At 49.3% G+C, this 19,841-nt stretch carries 20 protein-coding genes; 7 read left to right on the top strand and 13 right to left on the bottom strand.

Annotated elements, in window-relative coordinates:
* Positions 1–305 precede the first annotated feature (305 nt).
* The 3 genes from GOM71_RS21935 to GOM71_RS21925 all read right to left on the bottom strand — a co-directional run bounded on the left by GOM71_RS21935 (position 306) and on the right by GOM71_RS21925 (position 1,904).
* Positions 306–827, bottom strand: coding sequence for a GNAT family N-acetyltransferase (locus GOM71_RS21935; protein WP_156284991.1), 522 nt, complete (start codon positions 825–827; stop codon positions 306–308).
* A gap of 54 nt (positions 828–881) precedes the next feature.
* Positions 882–1,571 carry an AAA family ATPase gene (locus tag GOM71_RS21930; RefSeq protein WP_253944974.1) on the bottom strand — a complete coding sequence of 230 codons (690 nt, stop codon included), beginning with the start codon at positions 1,569–1,571 and terminating at the stop codon, positions 882–884.
* Between the two features lie 186 nt (positions 1,572–1,757).
* The gene (locus tag GOM71_RS21925) at positions 1,758–1,904 is read right to left on the bottom strand and encodes a hypothetical protein (protein WP_156284987.1); all 147 of its coding nucleotides are present in this window, start codon (positions 1,902–1,904) and stop codon (positions 1,758–1,760) included.
* 218 nt (positions 1,905–2,122) lie between these two features.
* Between GOM71_RS21925 and GOM71_RS21920 the strand changes: the two genes are divergently transcribed.
* Positions 2,123–3,676, top strand: coding sequence for an MDR family MFS transporter (locus GOM71_RS21920; protein WP_156284985.1), 1,554 nt, complete (start codon positions 2,123–2,125; stop codon positions 3,674–3,676).
* 15 nt (positions 3,677–3,691) lie between these two features.
* Positions 3,692–4,258: a PadR family transcriptional regulator gene (locus GOM71_RS21915; protein ID WP_156284983.1), complete on the top strand. Its 567-nt coding sequence runs from the start codon at positions 3,692–3,694 to the stop codon at positions 4,256–4,258.
* A gap of 378 nt (positions 4,259–4,636) precedes the next feature.
* Here the strand turns inward: GOM71_RS21915 and GOM71_RS21910 are convergent, their stop codons facing one another.
* From GOM71_RS21910 to GOM71_RS21885, 6 genes are all read right to left on the bottom strand, one after another.
* Positions 4,637–6,574: an FtsX-like permease family protein gene (locus tag GOM71_RS21910; protein ID WP_156284981.1), complete on the bottom strand. Its 1,938-nt coding sequence runs from the start codon at positions 6,572–6,574 to the stop codon at positions 4,637–4,639.
* Positions 6,549–7,325 carry an ABC transporter ATP-binding protein gene (locus tag GOM71_RS21905; RefSeq protein WP_156284979.1) on the bottom strand — a complete coding sequence of 259 codons (777 nt, stop codon included), beginning with the start codon at positions 7,323–7,325 and terminating at the stop codon, positions 6,549–6,551. The genes GOM71_RS21910 and GOM71_RS21905 overlap by 26 nt, the downstream gene beginning before the upstream one ends.
* Positions 7,326–7,585: 260 nt before the next feature.
* Positions 7,586–8,668: a sensor histidine kinase gene (locus GOM71_RS21900; RefSeq protein WP_156284977.1), complete on the bottom strand. Its 1,083-nt coding sequence runs from the start codon at positions 8,666–8,668 to the stop codon at positions 7,586–7,588.
* Complete coding sequence (locus GOM71_RS21895) at positions 8,665–9,390, bottom strand: response regulator transcription factor (protein WP_156284975.1); 726 nt, start codon at positions 9,388–9,390, stop codon at positions 8,665–8,667. The genes GOM71_RS21900 and GOM71_RS21895 overlap by 4 nt, the downstream gene beginning before the upstream one ends.
* A 120-nt stretch (positions 9,391–9,510) precedes the next feature.
* A complete protein-coding gene (locus GOM71_RS21890) occupies positions 9,511–10,395 on the bottom strand; it encodes a pirin family protein (protein WP_156284973.1) in 885 nt (294 codons plus the stop codon).
* A 147-nt stretch (positions 10,396–10,542) separates the two neighbouring features.
* Positions 10,543–11,001: a MarR family winged helix-turn-helix transcriptional regulator gene (locus tag GOM71_RS21885; protein WP_156284971.1), complete on the bottom strand. Its 459-nt coding sequence runs from the start codon at positions 10,999–11,001 to the stop codon at positions 10,543–10,545.
* Between the two features lie 194 nt (positions 11,002–11,195).
* Between GOM71_RS21885 and GOM71_RS21880 the strand changes: the two genes are divergently transcribed.
* The 4 genes from GOM71_RS21880 to pstA all read left to right on the top strand — a co-directional run bounded on the left by GOM71_RS21880 (position 11,196) and on the right by pstA (position 15,360).
* Entirely contained in the window at positions 11,196–12,542 is a 1,347-nt protein-coding gene (locus GOM71_RS21880) for a TolB family protein (protein WP_173275917.1), read from the top strand.
* Positions 12,543–12,561: 19 nt separating this feature from the next.
* A complete protein-coding gene (locus tag GOM71_RS21875; protein WP_156284968.1) occupies positions 12,562–13,413 on the top strand; it encodes a phosphate ABC transporter substrate-binding protein in 852 nt (283 codons plus the stop codon).
* Between the two features lie 82 nt (positions 13,414–13,495).
* Entirely contained in the window at positions 13,496–14,473 is a 978-nt protein-coding gene (pstC, locus tag GOM71_RS21870) for a phosphate ABC transporter permease subunit PstC (RefSeq protein ID WP_156284966.1), read from the top strand.
* Positions 14,470–15,360, top strand: a complete 891-nt coding sequence (gene pstA, locus GOM71_RS21865; RefSeq protein WP_156284964.1) for a phosphate ABC transporter permease PstA — start codon at positions 14,470–14,472, stop codon at positions 15,358–15,360. Before pstC ends, pstA begins: the two co-directional genes overlap by 4 nt.
* Positions 15,361–15,399: 39 nt before the next feature.
* Here the strand turns inward: pstA and GOM71_RS21860 are convergent, their stop codons facing one another.
* Positions 15,400–15,999, bottom strand: coding sequence for a TetR/AcrR family transcriptional regulator (locus tag GOM71_RS21860; protein ID WP_173275913.1), 600 nt, complete (start codon positions 15,997–15,999; stop codon positions 15,400–15,402).
* Between the two features lie 162 nt (positions 16,000–16,161).
* Between GOM71_RS21860 and GOM71_RS21855 the strand changes: the two genes are divergently transcribed.
* Positions 16,162–17,376 carry a YhgE/Pip domain-containing protein gene (locus GOM71_RS21855; RefSeq protein ID WP_156284960.1) on the top strand — a complete coding sequence of 405 codons (1,215 nt, stop codon included), beginning with the start codon at positions 16,162–16,164 and terminating at the stop codon, positions 17,374–17,376.
* Positions 17,377–17,754: 378 nt separating this feature from the next.
* On the opposite strand, the gene GOM71_RS21850 is transcribed toward GOM71_RS21855, so the two are convergent.
* The 3 genes from GOM71_RS21850 to GOM71_RS21840 form a co-directional block, all read right to left on the bottom strand.
* On the bottom strand, positions 17,755–18,237 hold the full coding sequence (locus GOM71_RS21850) for a PCYCGC motif-containing (lipo)protein (protein WP_156284993.1): 483 nt from the start codon (positions 18,235–18,237) through the stop codon (positions 17,755–17,757).
* 93 nt (positions 18,238–18,330) lie between these two features.
* Positions 18,331–19,137: an alpha/beta hydrolase gene (locus GOM71_RS21845; RefSeq protein ID WP_156284958.1), complete on the bottom strand. Its 807-nt coding sequence runs from the start codon at positions 19,135–19,137 to the stop codon at positions 18,331–18,333.
* Between the two features lie 270 nt (positions 19,138–19,407).
* The gene (locus tag GOM71_RS21840) at positions 19,408–19,767 is read right to left on the bottom strand and encodes a HesB/IscA family protein (protein WP_156284956.1); all 360 of its coding nucleotides are present in this window, start codon (positions 19,765–19,767) and stop codon (positions 19,408–19,410) included.
* Positions 19,768–19,841 lie beyond the last annotated feature (74 nt).

The following is a 19,841-nucleotide window of genomic DNA, read 5'->3' as shown; positions in this document are numbered from 1 at the left end:
TATCCCGGATTCTTTCAACTAGTCCTATCGGGTGGAATCCGGAATACAAAGGCGAACGCTGCCGCTTCTCCAGAATCATTCGCTTTCTCCGTTTGTGGTGTTAGGCCATTTCTCTTCAAAAGCTCAATTACGAACATCTAATGATGAAAAACATAACACCGCGCAAACTGCGCAAGCAAATGTTCTTACGATCGCTGTTGTAGCCCGGATTCTTTCAACTAGTCCTATCGGGTGGAATCCGGGATACAAAGGCGAACGCTCCGCTTCTCCAGAATCATTCGCTTTCTCCGTTTGTGTGTTAGAAATTAAAACTTATGATACCAAAAGATTGCCTTTTCATTAGCGGTGGGAAATTTTGAGTAGAGCATACGATCAACTCCACCGATTATAAAGTTGTTTCTTGCATAAAAACGACAAGCAGATACATTGACATCTTGCGTTTCAAGCATAAGACCAATATGATTATTTTGTTTTGCCCACTGTACTGCTTTTTCCAACAATTTGGTTCCAATACCCATTTGTCTCCAGTTCTTAGATACCCCAATGTCTTCGACATAAGCATATCCATTCCAATTCGAACGTAGCCTAATCTGTCCAATGCACATATTATCAACATAATATAAAAAAACAGCTTTTCCTGTATCTTCAATATAAGTTGAGTCGATTTCTTCATTATCATATTGCTTAAAGTATGGCTTGGAAAACACCTCTTCCGAATAGGTCCAAATGTCGTTTTCATACTTAGGGATGATTCGCCCTGAAACTATGAAACCTTCATTCGCCTTGTTAAAATCACATAGATTTGATTGCGCCATTTTTATAATCATTTTCGAAATCCTCCATTTGTTTCGTTATGACCTTTTCTTCTAAGCGAAAAGCGCTCACTCTTCCGCAAACAACGTCCGGAAATACCGGCCGCGATTGTTCAAAAAATCTTTCGTCAGCCGGAATTGCTCTGTGTCCTCATATTCAACCTGTCCGATAGGCATTTCGTCAAAGCTCCATATCGTCGCTCCTGGGTAGGACAGCAAAATCGGCGAATGTGTCGCAATGATAAATTGCGCATTCCCGCGACGCTCGAGTTCCCAGATTGCGCGCATAAAGGCCAGCTGATTTTGCGGAGACAATGCAGACTCCGGTTCATCCAGCAGGTAAACGCCTTTTCCTCCAAGCCGATTCGTAAACAAAGATAAGAACGCTTGGCCATGCGATTGCTCGTTCAGTGATTTGCCTCCATATGAATCATATACTCTGCCGCCGTTTTCCTTGGCGAGCTCGTCTACATAATCCGCAAACGCATTAAACGTTTCCGCACGAAAGAAAAAGCCGTCAGTCACTTTCGGCAGCCAAGACAGTCTCATAATGGATGCGAGCTCCACGTTGTCGGTTTCCTTCGCCAGCAGCGAATGTTTGCCGCCAACGAGGTTAAAGCCGCACTGGTACGCGATCGCCTCCAGCAGCGTAGATTTCCCTGAGCCGTTCTCTCCTATAAAAAAGGTGACGTTGCTGTCCAAAGGCAGCTGTTCAATCTGCTGCAGCGCCGGTATATGGAAAGGATAGCTGCCAATCATGCCGGCCGTTCTCGCCGTCTCCCAATCGAAAGAAATCCGTTTTAAAAAAGGCATGCTTCTCCTCCTGTGTTTAATCGATATCTATAATTCCCCACTGAGCGTCAGCGGTTTTATCTTTCAAAAAAAAACGAATATGCTCGTATAAGTTCTCCATTGTCTCTCGTTTCTTCGACAGTTACGATCGCTTCAAAAACTTTCTTCTGCTCTTGAATAGAGATCGATCCGATAACGGAAGCATGGGCGTTTCTCCTCCAAAAACGATTCCTCGACCAAATAGACAGGCTCGGTATCGATCTTCGCTGCGGCAATGGCTGGCAAATAATCTTTTTTCATATGGGACATTCTCCTTGAAAGAACCGAGCTAACAACTGACTATTTAGACGCAGCAGCGAAACGAAAAGTTGTGAAGCGAGAAAACCGCCGCTGTCCATTCTTCCATTCTAGAAATAGGAAATCAGGGTTGAAAATGGTCATAATAGGAGTATACTTAGAAAGTACTCAAATTTGAGTACCTCATCACTACTCTACATAAGAGAGGAAGGAATTTACGCATGGATGCAAAAAACAGCAGCATCAAGCTGGTCGTTGCGGGCCTGCTGCTTGGACTGTTCATGGCCTCGCTCGATCAAACGATCGTCTCGACGGCAATGACGACGATCATTAAAAAACTCGGAGGATTTGAAAGCTTTATTTGGGTCTACTCCGCATACATGATCGCTATGGTCGTTTCTACGCCGATTTTCGGCAAACTGTCTGATATGTACGGACGAAAACGGTTATTTCTGCTCGGTCTGTTGTTGTTCCTGATCGGCTCCATCCTTTGCGGAACTGCCGTAAACATGGATCAGCTCATCATTTATAGGGCCATTCAAGGCATCGGCGGCGGCGCCCTTATGCCGATCGTATTCACTATTATTTTCGATCTGTTCCCTGCAGAGAAACGCGGCAAAATGATGGGCTTATTCGGCGCGGTATTCGGCCTTTCCAGCGTATTTGGCCCGATATTGGGCGGCGCCATTACCGATCATTTGTCCTGGCGCTGGATTTTCTACATTAATGTGCCAATTGGCATTCTAGCGGTTATTTTTATCGCTAAAGGGTATCAAGAACTAAGAGTGTCGAAGAAGCAGAGCATCGACTGGTTTGGCGCAATACTGCTCACCGCGGCTATTCTATGCCTGATGTTCGGACTCGAATTGGGCGGTACAGACGGCTGGGCATGGGGGTCTGCAAAGACGATATCGCTGTTTGCCGGTGCTGGCGTTCTTCTCGTCTTGTTCCTTATTGCCGAGAAATACGCCAAAGACCCGATTATTCAGCTCAGCTTGTTTAAAACACGTTTGTTTACGAGCAGCATGGGCATCAGCGTGCTTTACGGCGGCGTGATGATGGCGTCCGCGACATATATTCCGATCTTTATCCAAGGCGTGTTTCACAAAACCGCAACGGAAACGAGTACGGTCCTGACGCCTATGATGCTTGGCGTTGTCATCAGCGCGCAGCTCGGCGGCCGAATCGGCATTAAATTCCGCTACCGGGACGTCATGCTCGTCTCAGTGATAACGCTGATTACCGGTTCCTTCCTGCTTGGCTTTGTTATGGACCCGTCAACTAGCCGTACGCTTATTACGCTGTTCATGGTCATTATCGGCCTTGGCATGGGCGTTTCATTCTCGCTCCTGAACATCTCGACGCTGAATGCCGTTCCTCCGCAATACAAAGGCTCGGCATCGTCGCTCATTACGTTTTTCCGGACGATCGGCTCTGCGCTCGGCGTTGCGGTTTTCGGCTCGCTGCAAAAGCATCAATTCCAGGAAGGCATCAAGCAAATCGAGCAAATTCCCGCTGAGATGGCCGAAAAAATTAAAGGCGGACAGGCGCTGCTCGATCCTGACCTTCAAGCGCAAATGCATATGCCGCCTGAGATGGTCAACTTGTTGATTGCGAAATTGTCCGATTCCATTTTGTACATTTTCCAATGGTCGGTGTTGCTTCCGGTTGTTGCGCTCGTATTTGTTGTTCTTATGGGCCGTGCTCGAATGGAGACGACGCAAACCTCCGGCTCGCCAGAAGGCGGCGCCAAGCCTGAACCTACCTTCCATTGATGAGGTCTGAGCCATATGTCCAATAAACTGCTAGTGCTGGGACTGCTTATGGAGAAGGACCGGCATCCCTACGAAATTCGCCAAACGATCAAAGGGCGCAATTGGGACCAAACGTTCCGGGTAAAGGACGGCTCGCTTTACTATGCGGTAGATCAGTTGAAGCAAGAAGGTTTGATCGAGGTTGCTGAGATGATTTCGGTTCCCGGCGACAATCGCCCGGACAAAACCGTATACCGCATCACAGAAAGCGGCAAAGCGAAGCTGCTTGAAATGATATACGAGCAAATGAAGCAAGGCTTTTATCCGCAGCATCCGCTATTTATGACGCTGCCATTCGTGCGGCATACCGATTTAAGCTGTGTCTCAACGCTTGTCGAGCAGCAGCTGGAAGCAAGCATCTGCCGTATCAATCATATTGAAAGCGTGCTGGATTATAAGAAAGAATGGCTGCCGCGCGGAGCGCTAGTTATGATCGAAGGCGTGCTCCGGTTCAATCGGGCGGAAAAAGAATGGCTGGAGCATGTATTGGAGGAGGCGCGAAACGGCCGACTGGCTGAAGCTCCTCCTTGCTCAATGCCATAAATCGCGGAAGCAAGCCTGTTTTCCATAACAAAGCGAAAAAACTGACATCGCCAAACAAACAGCGAATCGGGTTCGCATTTTAACGAAGCAAATTTCGCTAAATTGACGATTCCAGCCGCCGTTCGAACAAAAAACGAACCGGATTGCGCTATTACCGAACTGTCCTTCATGAATAGCGTCATCCGGTTCGTTATTGCCAAAAGCAGGCTATACATGTGCAAATAAAGCGAGCCTGCTTCGCAATATTGCGAAGCAGGCTCGCTGTTGCTTCCGGCGGCTGGACGACGGCCGCGCGCAGCGGCCTCTAGCCATACATTTAAAAGGGGATGTCCTGATCATCATCACATCATGATGATGTACAGGACATCCCCTACATTTTTATGATGCAGCTCCGCTGCGATTGACGCTTTTCAGATAGCTCACGGAGGAATACAGGAAGTAGAGCGACTGCATCGCGACGTAAATGCCGATGACAACAAACGAATACACCCATACCGACGAATCCATCAGCGTATCCAATGCCTTCATTGCAATAAGCGCATGAACCGTACCGACAAGACACGGGAGGTAAAAAATGAGAGCGATTTGCGATACGGAAATTCGTCTGATCTCTTCGCGCGTCATCCCGATCCGTTTCAAAGCGTTTATTTGCTGCCGATCCTCTTGCAGCTCTGTAAACAGCTTGAAGTAAATCAAGCTTCCCGATGCGATAAAGAACAACAGGCTAATAAATAAGCCGATAAACAGCGTCAAATTGACCGTTTCCATGTAACTCTGATAAGCTTCTGCCCGGTTCATTTTTACACTGTCGCCGAATTGCTCTGGCACGAGCTGCTGCACTTTCGAGACAGCATCGGCGGAGTGCTCCCAATCCTTCACCTCAAAGGCGTAGATCGCAAGCTGCTCTTGCTCCGGAACCGATGCGATCAGTTTATTAAACGCCGTATCGTCCATGACGATCATGAACTGTGAGCCCGACGTATTAACAACCGCCTCTTTCAAAGTGCTTGACACTTTGAGCGTCGTCGGCTCGCCGTTTACAGTGCCTTTCACAGAACCTACTTTATCGTTCCAGTTTGTCTGCAGTAAAACTTCTCCTGCTTTTACGTTTTGCTTCGCCTTGCCAAGCTGCTCCGCTCTACGATTGTAGCTCTCACCGGAAATGACAATGCCTTCCGCAAATGAGGATATATTTTTATCTAATCCCTCATCATTAGCAAGTACCAGCTTATTGAACTTGACGGCAACCAGCTTATCTTCTTTTACGACCGGATGGCCGTTCTCTTTCAACACGTCCTTCATTTTGTCCAAATCCATAACCTCATGCGTATTCAAGCCTTTTTCGGTAATGGAAATCGAGTACGGCTCATAAGACGAAATCATTGCCTTATAGCCCACCTGCATTAAATAGAACGTACCGGATGCTGTCAAAATAACGGCGCCCATAATCGATACCATGAACAAAATGCGCGCATTGTCTCTAAGCTTGTAACCAAGCTGCGACACGATAATCATATTCGTCCGATTATAGTAAACCGACAGCCGGCGCTGCAGGAAGCGAATAAACAGGACGCTCAGCTGGGTAAATAAAAAGTATGTGCCAATAACGACTGTAACGAGAATCGGCAGCGCTAAAACTAAAAAATTGCCTGCGTCCATCACTAGAGCCATCGCGTATCCGCCGCCGAGGAAAACAACTGCAAGACCGACAAGCCATTTTGAAAACACAAGCTCGCCCTTTGGTTTGCGCGCCGCTTTCAGTAGATCGATAATTTCCGATTTGCCGATGCGCAGCGAAGTAATGATCGCAATGGTGAGAAAAAGAACGACAAATCCGATGGCGGTCAAAGCAATCGCCTGCAAAGGCGCGGCGAACGGGATCGGCTCCTCGACACGCAGCATGAGGCCAAGAGCCATAAAGAACAGCTTGCTGAACAGCATGCCGACGCCAATGCCGATGCCAACCGACAATACCGCGACAGCCGTGCTCTCATAGATCGTTAACCTTCTGAGCTGCGATCTGGTCATACCGAACAGCGAGAACAGACCAAATTCCTGCTTTCTCGTCTTAAGGAAGGCCGAATTGGAATAAAGCACGAACAGGAATGAAAAGATGCCAATAATGTACAAGCAAAATTCCATGCCCTTCCGGACTTTTTGCGCCTGCATAATATGTCCGTTAACGACATCAGGATGGTAGATAAAGGCGGTATAGATGTAGAAAATCATAACCGAGAACACGCTGCTTAGGAAAAACGCGCTGTAAGAACGCCAATTGCCTCGAATATTGCTAAGCGCGAGCGAACGGAACGTCATCGAAGTTACCCCCCAGCACGCTCAGCGCGTCGAGAATTTGTTGGAAGAACGCCTGCCGATTGGATCCGCGCCGAATTTCCGAGAAAAACTTGCCGTCCTTAATAAAGACGATCCGCTGACAGTAGCTCGCGGAGAACGGATCATGCGTAACCATCAGAACCGTTGCCTTAAGCCTTTCATTCATGTCCTTCAACGAATCCATTACATCCTTCGCCGATTTCGAGTCAAGATTGCCGGTCAACTCGTCGGCTAATACAACCGAAGGCTGATGAATGATCGCTCTGGCAATTGCCGCACGCTGCTTCTGTCCTCCGGAAACCTCATACGTTCTTTTGCCGAGTATCGCCGTAATTTGCAGCAGCTCAACAAGCGGCTTTAGCTTCTCCTCAATGATCTTAGGGGCAACTCCCTCAAGCACGAGCGGCAAAATAATGTTTTCCTTAATCGTCAATGTATCCAGCAAATTAAAATCCTGAAACACGAAACCAAGCTCCCGGCGTCTAAACAAAGCCAGCTTGCGGTCGTCCAGCCTTGCAGGATTAACCCCGTTAATCTCTATTTCGCCGGATGTAGGCCGGTCGATTGTCGCGAGCAAATTAAGCAGCGTCGTCTTCCCGCTTCCCGACGGCCCCATTACGCCGACGAATTCGCCTGCTTCTACTTTCAAATCGATATCCTCCAGCGCCTTGTAAGACACATTGCCTTTAGAACTATATATTTTCCCTAAACCTTGCGTACGAAGAACACTCATTATGAATAGCCTCCCAATTCCTTTCGGTTGTCTGCTTGCATTTCCAGTATAGCCTCAGGCAGTCAGACGCTCCCATCGAATTTCCTTTCATTTCGGTAAAAGGAACCTTACAAACTTGTCACCTGGCTTTGCGTTAACGCTAGCGATTGCGATGAAGACATCTAAAGTTTCAGCCGAGCGTTTATCGAATAGCAAGCTATAACGCTTCGCCGTCCTTGGCGGCAAGTTTTGAAGGGAGGGTATTCGCTTTGGATCCCGCATCAGTTTTCAATCCGATGGATGCCCTTCGGTTTAAAGTAAATCGTCGCCACGGTTCCTTGTCCATGCTCGGACACCAGCTGCAGGTCATGCCCAAGCCGGTTGCATACCCGTTTGGCTAAATAGAGGCCCATTCCGGTCGATTCCTCGACCGCGCGCCCATTTTCTCCGGTAAAGAACGGATCGAATACCCGCGGCAAATCCTGCGGCGCAATGCCGATACCTTCATCCTCGACCGATAGCATGACTCCTCCTGCTCCTTCGCCGTCATTCGCGTTATACGGCTTAACGGTCACCGTAAGCTTCTTGTTTCCGGCCTTATGCTTGGAATATTTAATCGCGTTGTTAATCAATTGATTCAAGACAAAGGTTATCCACTTCTCATCGGTCTCTGCCTCCGCTTCCCCAACGACACGAGGGTATATCGAATAGCGGATACATAGCCGCTTATGCGCATTAATCGCCGTGCGGATCATTTCGTGAACCGGCAATCGGCGCGGATGCAGGTCAAGCTCGAACTTATCGAGTCTTGCCGTATGAAGCATCATTTCAAGTCCCCGGTTCAACCGTTCGGTTTCCTCTTTCAGGCTCGTTAACAACTGCAGCTGTTCATCCGATTGAGACTGGCCGGAGCCCTGTTGAGCAAGCAAATCGATTACCGCTACCGGCGTTTTCATCTGATGTACCCACTGCATGACGAAATGGTTGTGCTGCTCTTGCTGCCGCCTGTATTTATTAATCTCGGTCATATAGGCGCTGTATTGCGCATCGAGCAGCTTTTGAACCGCACCCTGCTCCGCCGTTACGCCAGACTTGATCAGCGTTGAAGCATCAAGCTTTACCGGAGCTAATCGGGTCGCCTCATCAAGCTGGCGAAAATAGGCGCGCTGCCTGAAATAATCGACGGCTAGCCCCGCTGCAAGGAAAACGAGCGCAAGCTCGATAAAATAATAGAGCAAGCCGGGATCGGCCTGCTCTGAGTAGCGCAGCTTGTCCAGCATAAAAAGCGCCGATGCGATGCCGACGCCTAATAGATAAACGGCAATCAACAGCTTGCGATCCCACAAATAGGCTTTGAAGCTCATCCTTTGCCCGCCCCTTTCTCGATAGCCGGCACTTGCAGCTTATAGCCTTGCCCCCGAACCGTTTCAATCGCTTTTACGATACCGAGCTCCTCCAGCTTTTTACGAAGCCGGGTTACATTAACGGTAAGCGTATTATCATCGACAAATTGCACGTCATCCCATAACGCCTCCAGCAATTGCTCGCGGGAAACGACTTGCCCATAGCTGCGCATGAAGCATTCGGCCAGCAGCAATTCATTTTTGGTCAGCTCCATCCTTCGGTTTTGCCACTCCAATTCATTGCGGCTTAAATACAAAACAAGACCGTCTATTTCAACATCTCCGCCGATGCCCGTTTGGGCTGCCGGAGCCGCGTATTCGCCGTAGACGCGGCGAAAGGCGCCTCTTACTTTTGCCATCAGCAGATCGAGATGAATCGGCTTCGCGACATAATCGTCGCCTCCGTTCTCAATCGCCATCACCTGGTCCATCTCTCCGGCCCGCGCCGATATAAATATAATAGGAACATTGGAGCGAGTACGAATTTGCCTGCACCAGTAAAAACCGTCGAAATACGGCAAATTGATATCAAGCAGCACCAAATGCGGATCATACTCCACAAACTCCGCCAGCAGCTCCTTGAACTGAACGGCGCGGCGCGCCTCAAATCCGTACTTTTCCATATTTGATTTCAATATGCCGCCGATCTTATCATCGTCTTCTACAATAAAAATACGATACATCCTGCATGCCCCCACCAAATCATTGCGTAGAAAATGTTCAACAATAACCATCCATATGATACCAGCTGCCGACGCTCCAATCAAACAAAAGCCCTGGCCAAACGGCCAGGGCTGAAGCGATTAAAAGTCAAAATTTCCGAACTTGCCCGAACGGAAATCGGAGAAGGCTTGTACAATTTCACGCTCGTTATTCATAACGAACGGTCCGTGCTGCACCATTGGCTCGTTGATTGGTTCGCCGCTTAAGACGAGGATTAATGCGTCTTCCGACAAGGCTTCAACGGATATCTCGCCTTCGGTGTTCGCGAACAATACGAAATCATTCTCGGACGCTTTCCGTTCTTCGTTTACTTTAACTTCGCCGCGAAGGACAAGGAAGCCTGTATTGAACGCCGCAGGAAGCGAGAACCGGGCCGCGCCTCCTTTGTTGAAGGCGATATCGAACAAATGAACGGGCGTAAACGTCTTTGCCGGTCCGCGAACGCCGTTATATTCGCCTGCTACAATTCGGACTTGCCCGCCTCCGTTATCAAGCTCCGTTCGTCCCATTTGTGCGGCGAGCAGCTCCTGATAACCAGGCTCCGTCATTTTATGCGCTTGCGGCAAATTAACCCACAATTGAATCATTTGCATAACGCCGCCGCGCCGGGAGAAAGCCTTCTCTTGATATTCTTTATGAAGCACGCCGGAGCCGGCCGTCATCCATTGCACGTCTCCCGGCCCGATAATGCCGTGATTGCCCGCGCTATCGTGATGCTCGACATAACCTTGGTATGCGATGGTAACCGTCTCAAAGCCTCGATGCGGATGAGCGCCGACGCCTTTCGCCTCGGCAGTCGGCGGAAATTCGAACGGCGCGCCGTAGTCCATTAAGACAAACGGGCTGAATCGTTGCCGCAGGTCATTGCCTCCGGGAAAATAGTTCGAGACGCGGAATCCGTCTCCCACCATATGGAACGGCGCTCCTTGCATGATGCCTTCAATTGCTCGATAGTTTTTTGTCATTGTCGTTCACTCCTTAGCTACATCAGGATCTTTGAGCATGACATCAGGATCTTTGAGCATGACATCAGGATCTTTGAGCGGAGCTCAAAGTCACTCATTATTCTCAAAGTCACTCATTATTCTCAAAGTCACTCCTTATACTCAAAGTCACTCCTTATTACTCAAAGCCACTCCTTTTCCAAGCGCCTTCAGCAGCTCGATCGTTTCTTTCTGTCGTTCTGTCGAAAGTCCGCCCATCACCGATTCCATTCGATTGCTGTGCCGGGGGAAAATTTCGTCAAAAAGCGCGGCTCCCGCTTCTGTTAACTCCGCGAAAGTGACTCTTCGATCCGCTTCGCATGGAACTCGTTTCAATAATCCTTTATTTTCAAGCTTGTCGATGTTGTACGTTATCGTTCCGCTCGTAATTAAAATTTTGTCGCCAATTTGCTGAAGCGGAATAGGACCTTTTGCATAAAGAACTTCCAAAATACCGAACTCGGATGCAGACAACCCATACGTTTTAATATCTTTAACCGCTTCTTCCATCACGCTTTTGTATGCTTTAGACAGTACGACCAGCAGCTTCAATGCTGTTCGCTCCGCTTCATCGTTCATTTGCGCCATCCGATCGCCTCCTCCGCTTTTGCCTTTAAAATATCTTGAATTCAAGATAAATCTTTTCGAATAATTTGTCAACCTTACCTTTCCCCTTCATTTACAAAATCATTACCTTTTCTAAATAATGGGATAATAATTGGTTGATAGACTGACGGTGAATAAGAGATTGATATCGAGAAAGGTGACGAAAAACGATGCAAATGAAAAAAGTAGTGGTCATCTCCATGCTCGCAGCAACATTGGGCGCAACAGCGGTAAGTCCAATCATGGCGCAATCGTCTTCTCAGCAATCGCTCCAGATTATGACGGCGTCCTTCTCCGTCAACGGCAAAGCGACAGACATTCGCACGATCGACAAAGACGGCGTGGCGCTCGTCTCGGTTCGCGATATCGCTCGCGCAATCGAAGCTTCGCTTAGCGTTTCCGGCGGAACGATCAAGGTTCAATTGAACCACAACATCGTCACTCTGGAAGGCAATGCTTTGACGCTGGTTGGCGGGAACGCTTTTGCTGAGCCTGCTTCGCTGCTCCAAGGTCTTGGCGCGACGTATGCCAGCACTGGCAATACTGTAGCGACAATCAAGCTGCTGTCGGGCATCGACCACGCTGTATGGGCAAATGCATCACAGCTTATCGTTTCCAAAACCGTTGAAAACGGCCGCGAAGATTATGTTGTCGATGCTGCTACCGGCCGAAACGAGCTGCTGCTCGCATCTTCCGACACCTCTGATCTGGTCGTATCGAAAGACGGCTCCCAAGCGGCATATACCGATCCAAGCGGCGCGGTACATATTATTACGCTGAGCACGAAACAAGATGTGGTCGCTAGCACAGACAGCTCGATCAAAAACGAATTGCAATGGTCAAACGACGGCAAATCGCTCTTCTTCCTGCAAGGGGACAAAAACTCCGTAATCGCCAAAGTCGATCTTGCGGACGGTAAAGTAACGAAATTGCTGGAAGACAAAGTCGATTACAAAGCGAACTTGAGCGTTTCCATCGACGGCAAACAATTCGGCTACGCGGTAATCAAACAGCCGAAAGTAACGGCTGACAGCTCCAAAGAAGTCGACTTGGACGATGTTGCAATCGACGCTGCGGGAACAGAGCCTCAATTGTTCTATTACAACTCTGCTGACAGCAGCGCCAAGCCGCTCCAATTGACTACTGACAAGAACGACAAGGCTTTCCCGCAGATCGCGGCAAACGGTTCCCGATTGTTCTATGTCAGCATGGGCAGCGATGAAGAGAGCATCGGTTCGCTTGCGGCAGTCGACAATGCAGGCAAGGCAGCAACAACACTATTCGCTGAACAAGACGTCTATCAGCTCGTTCAACGGGACGGTCAGTTATACTTGCTGACTGCTAAAGGCGACGGCAACGCCATCTACTCGGTTGATGCCGTAACGGGCAGCGCCAAGCTTGTGCAAACCGTGTCGGACGGCGTTACGGAACTGATCGTCTCCAATGTCGGGAAGCTCGCTGCTTTGAGCAACGGCGTTCTTGCTGTTGAGAACAACGGGAAATTTGTAACAATCACAAACTAACTATTGGAGGAATTTCGCAATGAAATGGTTTAAGCAGATCGCAATTATGGCACTCGTTGCCGTCATCGGCTTCGGTTCGGTGCATGTCGCAGAAGCGGCAAGCAAATTGAAGGGCAAAATCGTTATTAACGGCTCCTCGGCACTCCTTCCTTTGACGCTGCAAGCAGCCAATGAATTTAAAAAGCTGCATCCGAAAGTGAAAATTTCCGCATCGGCTGCAGGCTCGATTACCGGTCCTCAATCCGTGCGCAAAGGCATCGCCGACATCGGCGCTGTAGACTGGGATGCAACAAAAGACGTACCGGGCTTCAAAAAATTCGAAGGTCAAGTCGCACATAAAATTGCAGTCATTCCATTCGCCGCAGTCGTGAACAAAAACGTTACGGCTACGAAATTGACGACGAAAGAGCTGCAAGGCATTTTCTCCGGCAAAATTACAAACTGGAAAGAAGTCGGCGGCAAAGATGCTGAAATTATCGTCGTTAACCGTACGTTCGGTTCCGGCACTCGCGTCAACTTCCAGCTGAAGGCGCTCGAAGGCACAGATTTTATGACCAAAGGCGACAACTATAAAGAAGTAAAAACGAGCGGCGACATGAAGACGGCAATCGAGACGACGCCTAACGCAATCGGTTATATGGACCTTGCTTATGTATCGGACAAAATGACTGCTGTTTCCATCAACGGCGTCGCGCCAACGGAAGCAAACGTTATTAACGGCAAATACAAAGTATGGGGCTACGGCTACTACATGACTAAAGGCCAACCAAAAGGCGCTGTTAAAGAGTTCATCGCTTATGTTCAAAGCTCCAAGTTCCAAAACGGTTCGCTTAAAAAACTGAAGTTCATTCCGATTTCCGCAATGAAATAAGGACGATTCGTCCAATAAAGAGCGGCCGGCTTGCGCAAATTGGCGTGAGCCGGCGTTCTTGCTGAAAGGAGCCACTTTGATCATGGAATCAACGGCAATCTCTCCGTCTTCTGCTCCGGCACATACCGTTTCCAAACGAAACGAGCTTGGCGGCAGCATGATGACCGGCAGCGGCAAACCATTCGACCGAAAAAAAAGGCTATTCGCGATGAACCGCATGTTCCGTTACATTTGCATAGCGAGCGCCTGCTTCGTTTGCCTTATATTATTTCTTATTCTCATCCTCATGTTTCGAACGGGCATATTGACATTCAGCGACATTTCGCTGGCCGACTTTTTCCTCTCCGCCAATTGGAATCCGATGGAGGAGCAATACGGCGCGCTTACGTTCATTTTCGGCACGTTTGCATTAACCGCGCTTACGCTGCTCATCAGCGTTCCGATTTCGATTGCGATCGCCATATTTTTGTCTGTCTTCGTGCCGGTGTGGCTTAAAAATATGCTGCGGCCGATACTCGATCTGCTCGTAGGCATTCCTTCCGTCGTCTACGGATATCTTGGCTTAACTGTCCTCATTCCGATGATCCGCACCGTAACGGGCAGCGGCATGGGCGATGGCCTGCTTGCCGCCGCGCTCGTATTGACGATTATGGTGCTGCCGACGATAAGCCGGATAAGCGATGATGCTATTTCCGCCGTTCCGCAAAAATATAGCGACGCCTCTTACGCACTTGGCGCCACCCGCTTCCATACTGTGTGGAAGGTGCTTTTGCCTTCCGCGCGCAGCGGCATTATGTACGCTGTCATTCTGGGCATGGCCCGCGCGATCGGCGAAACGATGGCTGTCGTTATGGTTATTGGCAATACGGCGCAGTTAGCCGACAGCCTGCTCAAGCCGACTTCGGTATTGACGAGTAATATCGTTATGCAAATATCCAATGTGCCGTTCGATTCCACTTGGAACTATGCGCTGTATATGATGGGCTTCCTGCTCCTAATGATCTCGCTTATTATGATTGCGGCTGTTCGCTGGCTGCAGCAAAGGGGGTATAAAGGATGAGAAACGCGGCTGCTAATCCGTTTCGAGGCAACGGCGGACTTAACAAGCTCAACAACCGTCTTTTTACCTGGCTCGTTTGGTTTGTCGGCATCGCATCGGTGCTCTTTATTTTCGGGCTGCTGTTCCTTATTCTTGAGGACGGCCTGCCGAAGCTGACGTGGGATTTTCTGTTTGGCTTGCCAAGCGAAATTGATGAAGGCGGCGGCATCGGTCCGACGCTGCTCAATTCCTTTTATATTTTAATTTTGTCATTGCTCATTTCAATCCCGCTTGGCATGGCGGCCGGCATTTATTTGGCCGAGTTTGCTCCGGACAATAAGCTGATCAGCTTTGCGCGGGTTTGCGTCGAAGCGCTGGCATCCGTCCCTTCGATCATTTTCGGACTTTTCGGCATCGCGCTCTTCGTCGAAATGTTTCAGATCGGCTTGACGATTCTGGGAGGCGCCGTCAGCCTTGCCTTCTTGAACCTGCCCGTTCTGACGCGGGTAACTGAGGAATCGCTGCGAGCTGTGCCGAAAGAGCTTAAGCACGCTTCCTTCGCGCTTGGCGCGACGCATCTGCAAACGATTATGCGCGTCCTCATTCCGGCTGCGCTTACCGGCATCGTGACCGGCATCTGTCTCGTCGCCGGCCGCGCCTTCGGCGAGAGCGCGGTTATTATACTGACAGCAGGCGTCACGACTTCGGGCGAGATGTGGGATTTCAGCCTCTTCTCTCCAGGAGCTACGCTGGCTGTCCACTTATGGTACGTCCAGTCGGAAGCGATCGTGCCTGACGCGCAAGAGATCGCTCAGAAAGCGGCTGCTGTACTTGTATTCATCGTCCTGCTCATCAACCTCTTATTCCGCATACCGCTTTGGCTGAAATCGCGGAAGATGCGGGGCTAACACCTCAAGTAAAGCCTGGCCGTCCGGCCAGGCTTTCTTCTACTTTAATATTTCCGCTACAGCCAGCGGCCCTTTATATAAAATCCGGGTTATAAACAGCGCCAGTTCCTCCACCGGCATCGACATACCGTTCAAGATCCAATGCGTATACAGTCCAATATTGGCGGATGTAATAAAGGCGATTAAATAATCGCGCGGAAATTTGAATTCATCGGATGCTTTAGAGAATACATGCGAATATAAATGATCGCTCATAAACTCTTTCACCTTCATTGAGAATCGGGTGTCTCCGTTAGGGCCGAGAATGACACGAAAATAGTCGGCATTTTGAGCGACATAATTCAGCACTTGCACCGCACCGGGATACGGCACTCCTTTTTCCGCATATTGCTTAATCTCATACGGGTTAAGCTGCGTTAACAGCGACTTCATTCCATCGAATATTTCTCCCGACAGCCGCTCCATAAAATCAGGCACATCGCGATAGTGCAAATAAAAGGTGCCTCGATTGATTTCCGCCCGCTCCGTCAAATCCCGTACCGTCACTCGCTCCAGCCCTTTCTCTTCCACAAGCTCCAACAGCGCTGTCCGCAGCAAACGCTTTGTCCGTTTTTTTCGCAAATCCGCTTTTTCTTCCATATCGCAGCCCCTGCTTTCTCCGTTAATGAACACATTGATGCATACTGTCAATAAAACGACATTTTGCATCTCGATTGATTATTGATCGTCGCTAAATCCTCTTTATAATTAACATTATGATCTTTATTGAACACTTTGTCTATTAAATGGAGGGATAATCTTATGGAGAAAGCCAAACAAATAATGGCAAACAAACTGATTTGGATTGGACTGATTGGCGTCGTTGCCGTTATTTTCATTATGGGGCTCGCACAGCTGGGTTCGTCGTCGAATCCGGTGCCGAAAAATTTGCCTGTCGCCGTCGTCATGCTCGATAAGGAAGTGCAATTGCCTAACGGTCAATCGCTCGCCATCGGCAACCTTATTCTACAACAGGTTACTGCCGCGCCTGCGGAAGGAACGGACGCTCCGCTAAAGTGGGAAGTGTTAGGAAGCGTCGATGAAGCATTGGCAGGACTGGATGCGCGGGAATATTACAGCGTCCTCGTATTGCCTGATAATTTGAGCGCAAACGTCGCTTCCTTGCTTAGCCCTTCACCGCAAGCAGCGACGATTAAAGCTTATGTCAATCAAGGGATGAATACGACCGGGGCCAATATGGCCAGCCAGGTTATAACGAAAATCGGAGAAAGTGTAAATCATCATCTCCGGGAGCAGCTGCTCGAAACGATCAAGGCGCAGGGCGATTCGCTCAATACCGCTCAAGCGGCTTTGCTCGCTTCGCCTATTGCGATCCAAGCAGAAACCGTCCATCCTGTGCCTGCGCATAGCGCTAACGGCAATGCTCCGGTTGCGTTTACGATTTTGGCCTGGTTCGGCGCGATTATCGCATCTGTCTTGACAACGCTGGCTATTGGCAAACTTCGCTCCGCAAACCGATTGGGCAATGCCGGACTTATTGCCGTTCAAGCGATTATTGGGCTGTTATATTGTGCGGCGGCGCTGGGAGCAACGCTGCTGCTTGCGAAGAGTACGCTAGGCATGAGCATCGAGAACATCGGGAATTTCAGCGTATATTTCGCGCTTGTCTGCTATAGCTTTTTCTTCCTGCAAACCTGCCTGCTCAATTGGCTCGGAATGAAAGGGATGCCAATCGTCATTCTCATCTTTTTCTTCGGCTCGCCTATTTTGGGATTGCCCTCGCAAATGCTTCCGGCCTTCTCGCAGAATTGGCTGTATTCATGGATTCCGCTGCGTTTTGGAGCGGAAACGCTGCGCGAATCGCTCTACTTTGGCGGAGCGTCATTGTCCTCTTCGTCAACAACGACGCTTGTCATTTCAGCAGCCGTCGCGTTTGTATTGTCGCTGATCGCAGCGTCGGCATTGCCATATCGCGCCGCATCCAAAGCTGTACCTGCTGAAGAAACGACAGTGTAAAAGTATAGCATGTTGGCATCGGCAAACTGCGCAAGCGAATGTTCTTACGATCGCTGTTGTATCCGGATAAAAAGGCGAACGCTCCGCTTCTTCAGAATCACTCGCTTGCTCCGTTTGTTTGCCATCAGGTTAAAAAAAGAGCTATTTCCATAGCGAATCGCTCGTAAAAAAAAAGCCGTGCAGAAGGCTGCACAGCTTTTTTGCGATTTTTTAGTGAGCAGGTTAATGACAAACGGAGCATTCGGATGATTCTGTAAAAGCGTCAGCGGTCGCTTTTGTTCGGGGATTCCGACCTTGCTTCGTTGATACAAGGAATCCCCGAACAATGGCGATAGGAAGAACATTCGAATGCGCAGTTCGCTGTTTAACCAAAACACTTTAAGCAGATGGCATTTTCGTATCCGTCGGGGCTGCAAACCCTTCCGCATAGTTTTTGTCGATCCACTGTCTGATCTCCAGCGTCGATTTGCCGTCCTGCTTCATTTGAACCGATTGGGCGGCAATTTTTAGACATACGCCGCAGCGTGTGCCATGGTCGTCCCATACGACCGAGCCGTCTTCCTGCACTTCAGCAATAAAACAGTTCAAATTGCTTTTGTGCCCGGCGCTTTCACCGCAGCCGCAATAGCAAGGAATCCACTCCAGCAAATCTGTTGCTTTGCCTGCAACCTGATACACGATCCGAATATCTTCCGGCTGATTAGCGAGAAACGATGGCATGACGTCAGCGGAAGCCGTCTTTTCCTGCAAATCGCCGTTTGCCGCATGCGTTGTTTTGTCATGACTTTGGATTTCCCCGCTATTATGATTGCTGTGATCGTTTTCTTCTCCGCCATCGCCGCATGCGGATAATAGCATCATAGACAGCAGTCCTATATAAGCAAGCTTTCTCAATTTATTTTTCCAACTCCTCTAGCTTGTTCGAGCTTGTCCGAGCTTGTTCGAGCGCTCGCTTTATTCTTCTACCGGTGACAGCTCCTCTACAAATCCCCGGCGGTTCAGCCAATTCCCGCAATTCAGCGTCCATGTATGGGCTTCCGGATGATCATAAGCCAGCCCAAGTCCATGCTTGCCTTGCTCGTATACATGCAGTTCAAATGGAACGCCGTAGGCGCTGAGCGCTTGCGAGAACATCAAGCTGTTCTGAACCGGAACCGCTTCGTCGTTAGCCGTGTGCCACAAAAACGTTGGCGGCGTGTCCGCCGTAACCTGCAGCTCGCTGGATAAGGAATCGCGAAGCTCCTGCGGAGCATCCTCTCCGAGCAAATTTACGAGCGAGCCGTGATGGCGGTACTCGCCCAACGAGATGACCGGATAACAGAGCACCATTAGATCCGGTCTGCTGCTCTCGCGCTCAATCGGATCAACATTCGCCGTATCGCCTGCATCGTAATGCGTTCCCGCAGTCGAAGCGAGATGGCCGCCTGCCGAGAAGCCAAGTATGCCGACCCGGCTTGGATCAATGCCGAATTCAGCAGCGCGGCTGCGTACGGTCCGAATCGCCCGCTTTGCGTCGTTGAGCGGAATCGGATGCCTGTTCGGCGCTACGCGATAATCAAGAACAAAGGCATGAAGCCCAATGTCGTTCAGCCATTCCGCTACCGGATGACCCTCATGATCGGCTCTATATTCATAGCCGCCGCCCGGAAATACAATAACAGCCGCAAGCGGCTTGTCCGATTGCAGCAAATACGGCGTCAATGCCGGAATTTCGCCCTGATCGCTTACTGTACCTTCTGGCCAAATCGGGAATTTATTCATTCCGCTAGGCACCTCCATAAAAGCGTTGTCATCTAATGATAGCAGGTTTATATCGTTTTTTACAGGCAAGCGTCTATAAACGGTTAAAGGAGTGCTCCTCATGAAAAAGCACAACTATTGGGAGAAAAAATTGCTCATCGTTCTTACGGCCTTTGGCGTCATCCTGGTTGTTGGCTGGATAGGCAACTGGTACTAAATTGGTACTAATTAAAAACCTCCGAGCCTTTGTGTCATAAACACAAAAGTCCGGAGGTTTAATTTTTGACCAAATTAGCAAGGATCCGCAGACGGATTGCCAGCAGCTGTCGCCGTACGGAACGACGAGCCGCAACCGCAAGTAGCGGTAGCGTTAGGGTTGTCGATCGTAAAGCCGCCGCCCATAGCAGAGTCTTTCCAATCAATCAGAAGACCGTTCAAATATTTCATGCTATCCTCATCCACCACAACTTTAAGGCCGGACAATTCAAGCGCTTTGTCGTTGTCATGCTCCTCATCATCGAAACCCATACCGTACGAGAAGCCGCTGCAGCCGCCTTCCTTTACGCCGATACGAAGGAACAGCCCTGGAGTGCCTTCCTCCTCGAGCATTTCTTTTATTTTATCTGTCGCCGATTCACTAATTGTGATCATGCCGAATCACTCCTTACATCAGGATCTTTAAGCGGAGCTTAAAGTCACTCATTTGATACATCAGGATCTTTAAG

The organism is Paenibacillus sp. NEAU-GSW1 (genome assembly GCF_009737085.1).
Lineage (GTDB): Bacteria > Bacillota > Bacilli > Paenibacillales > Paenibacillaceae > Pristimantibacillus.
The sequence above is the reverse complement of the archived record's forward strand: the minus strand, read 5'-3'. Positions and strand labels throughout refer to the sequence as shown.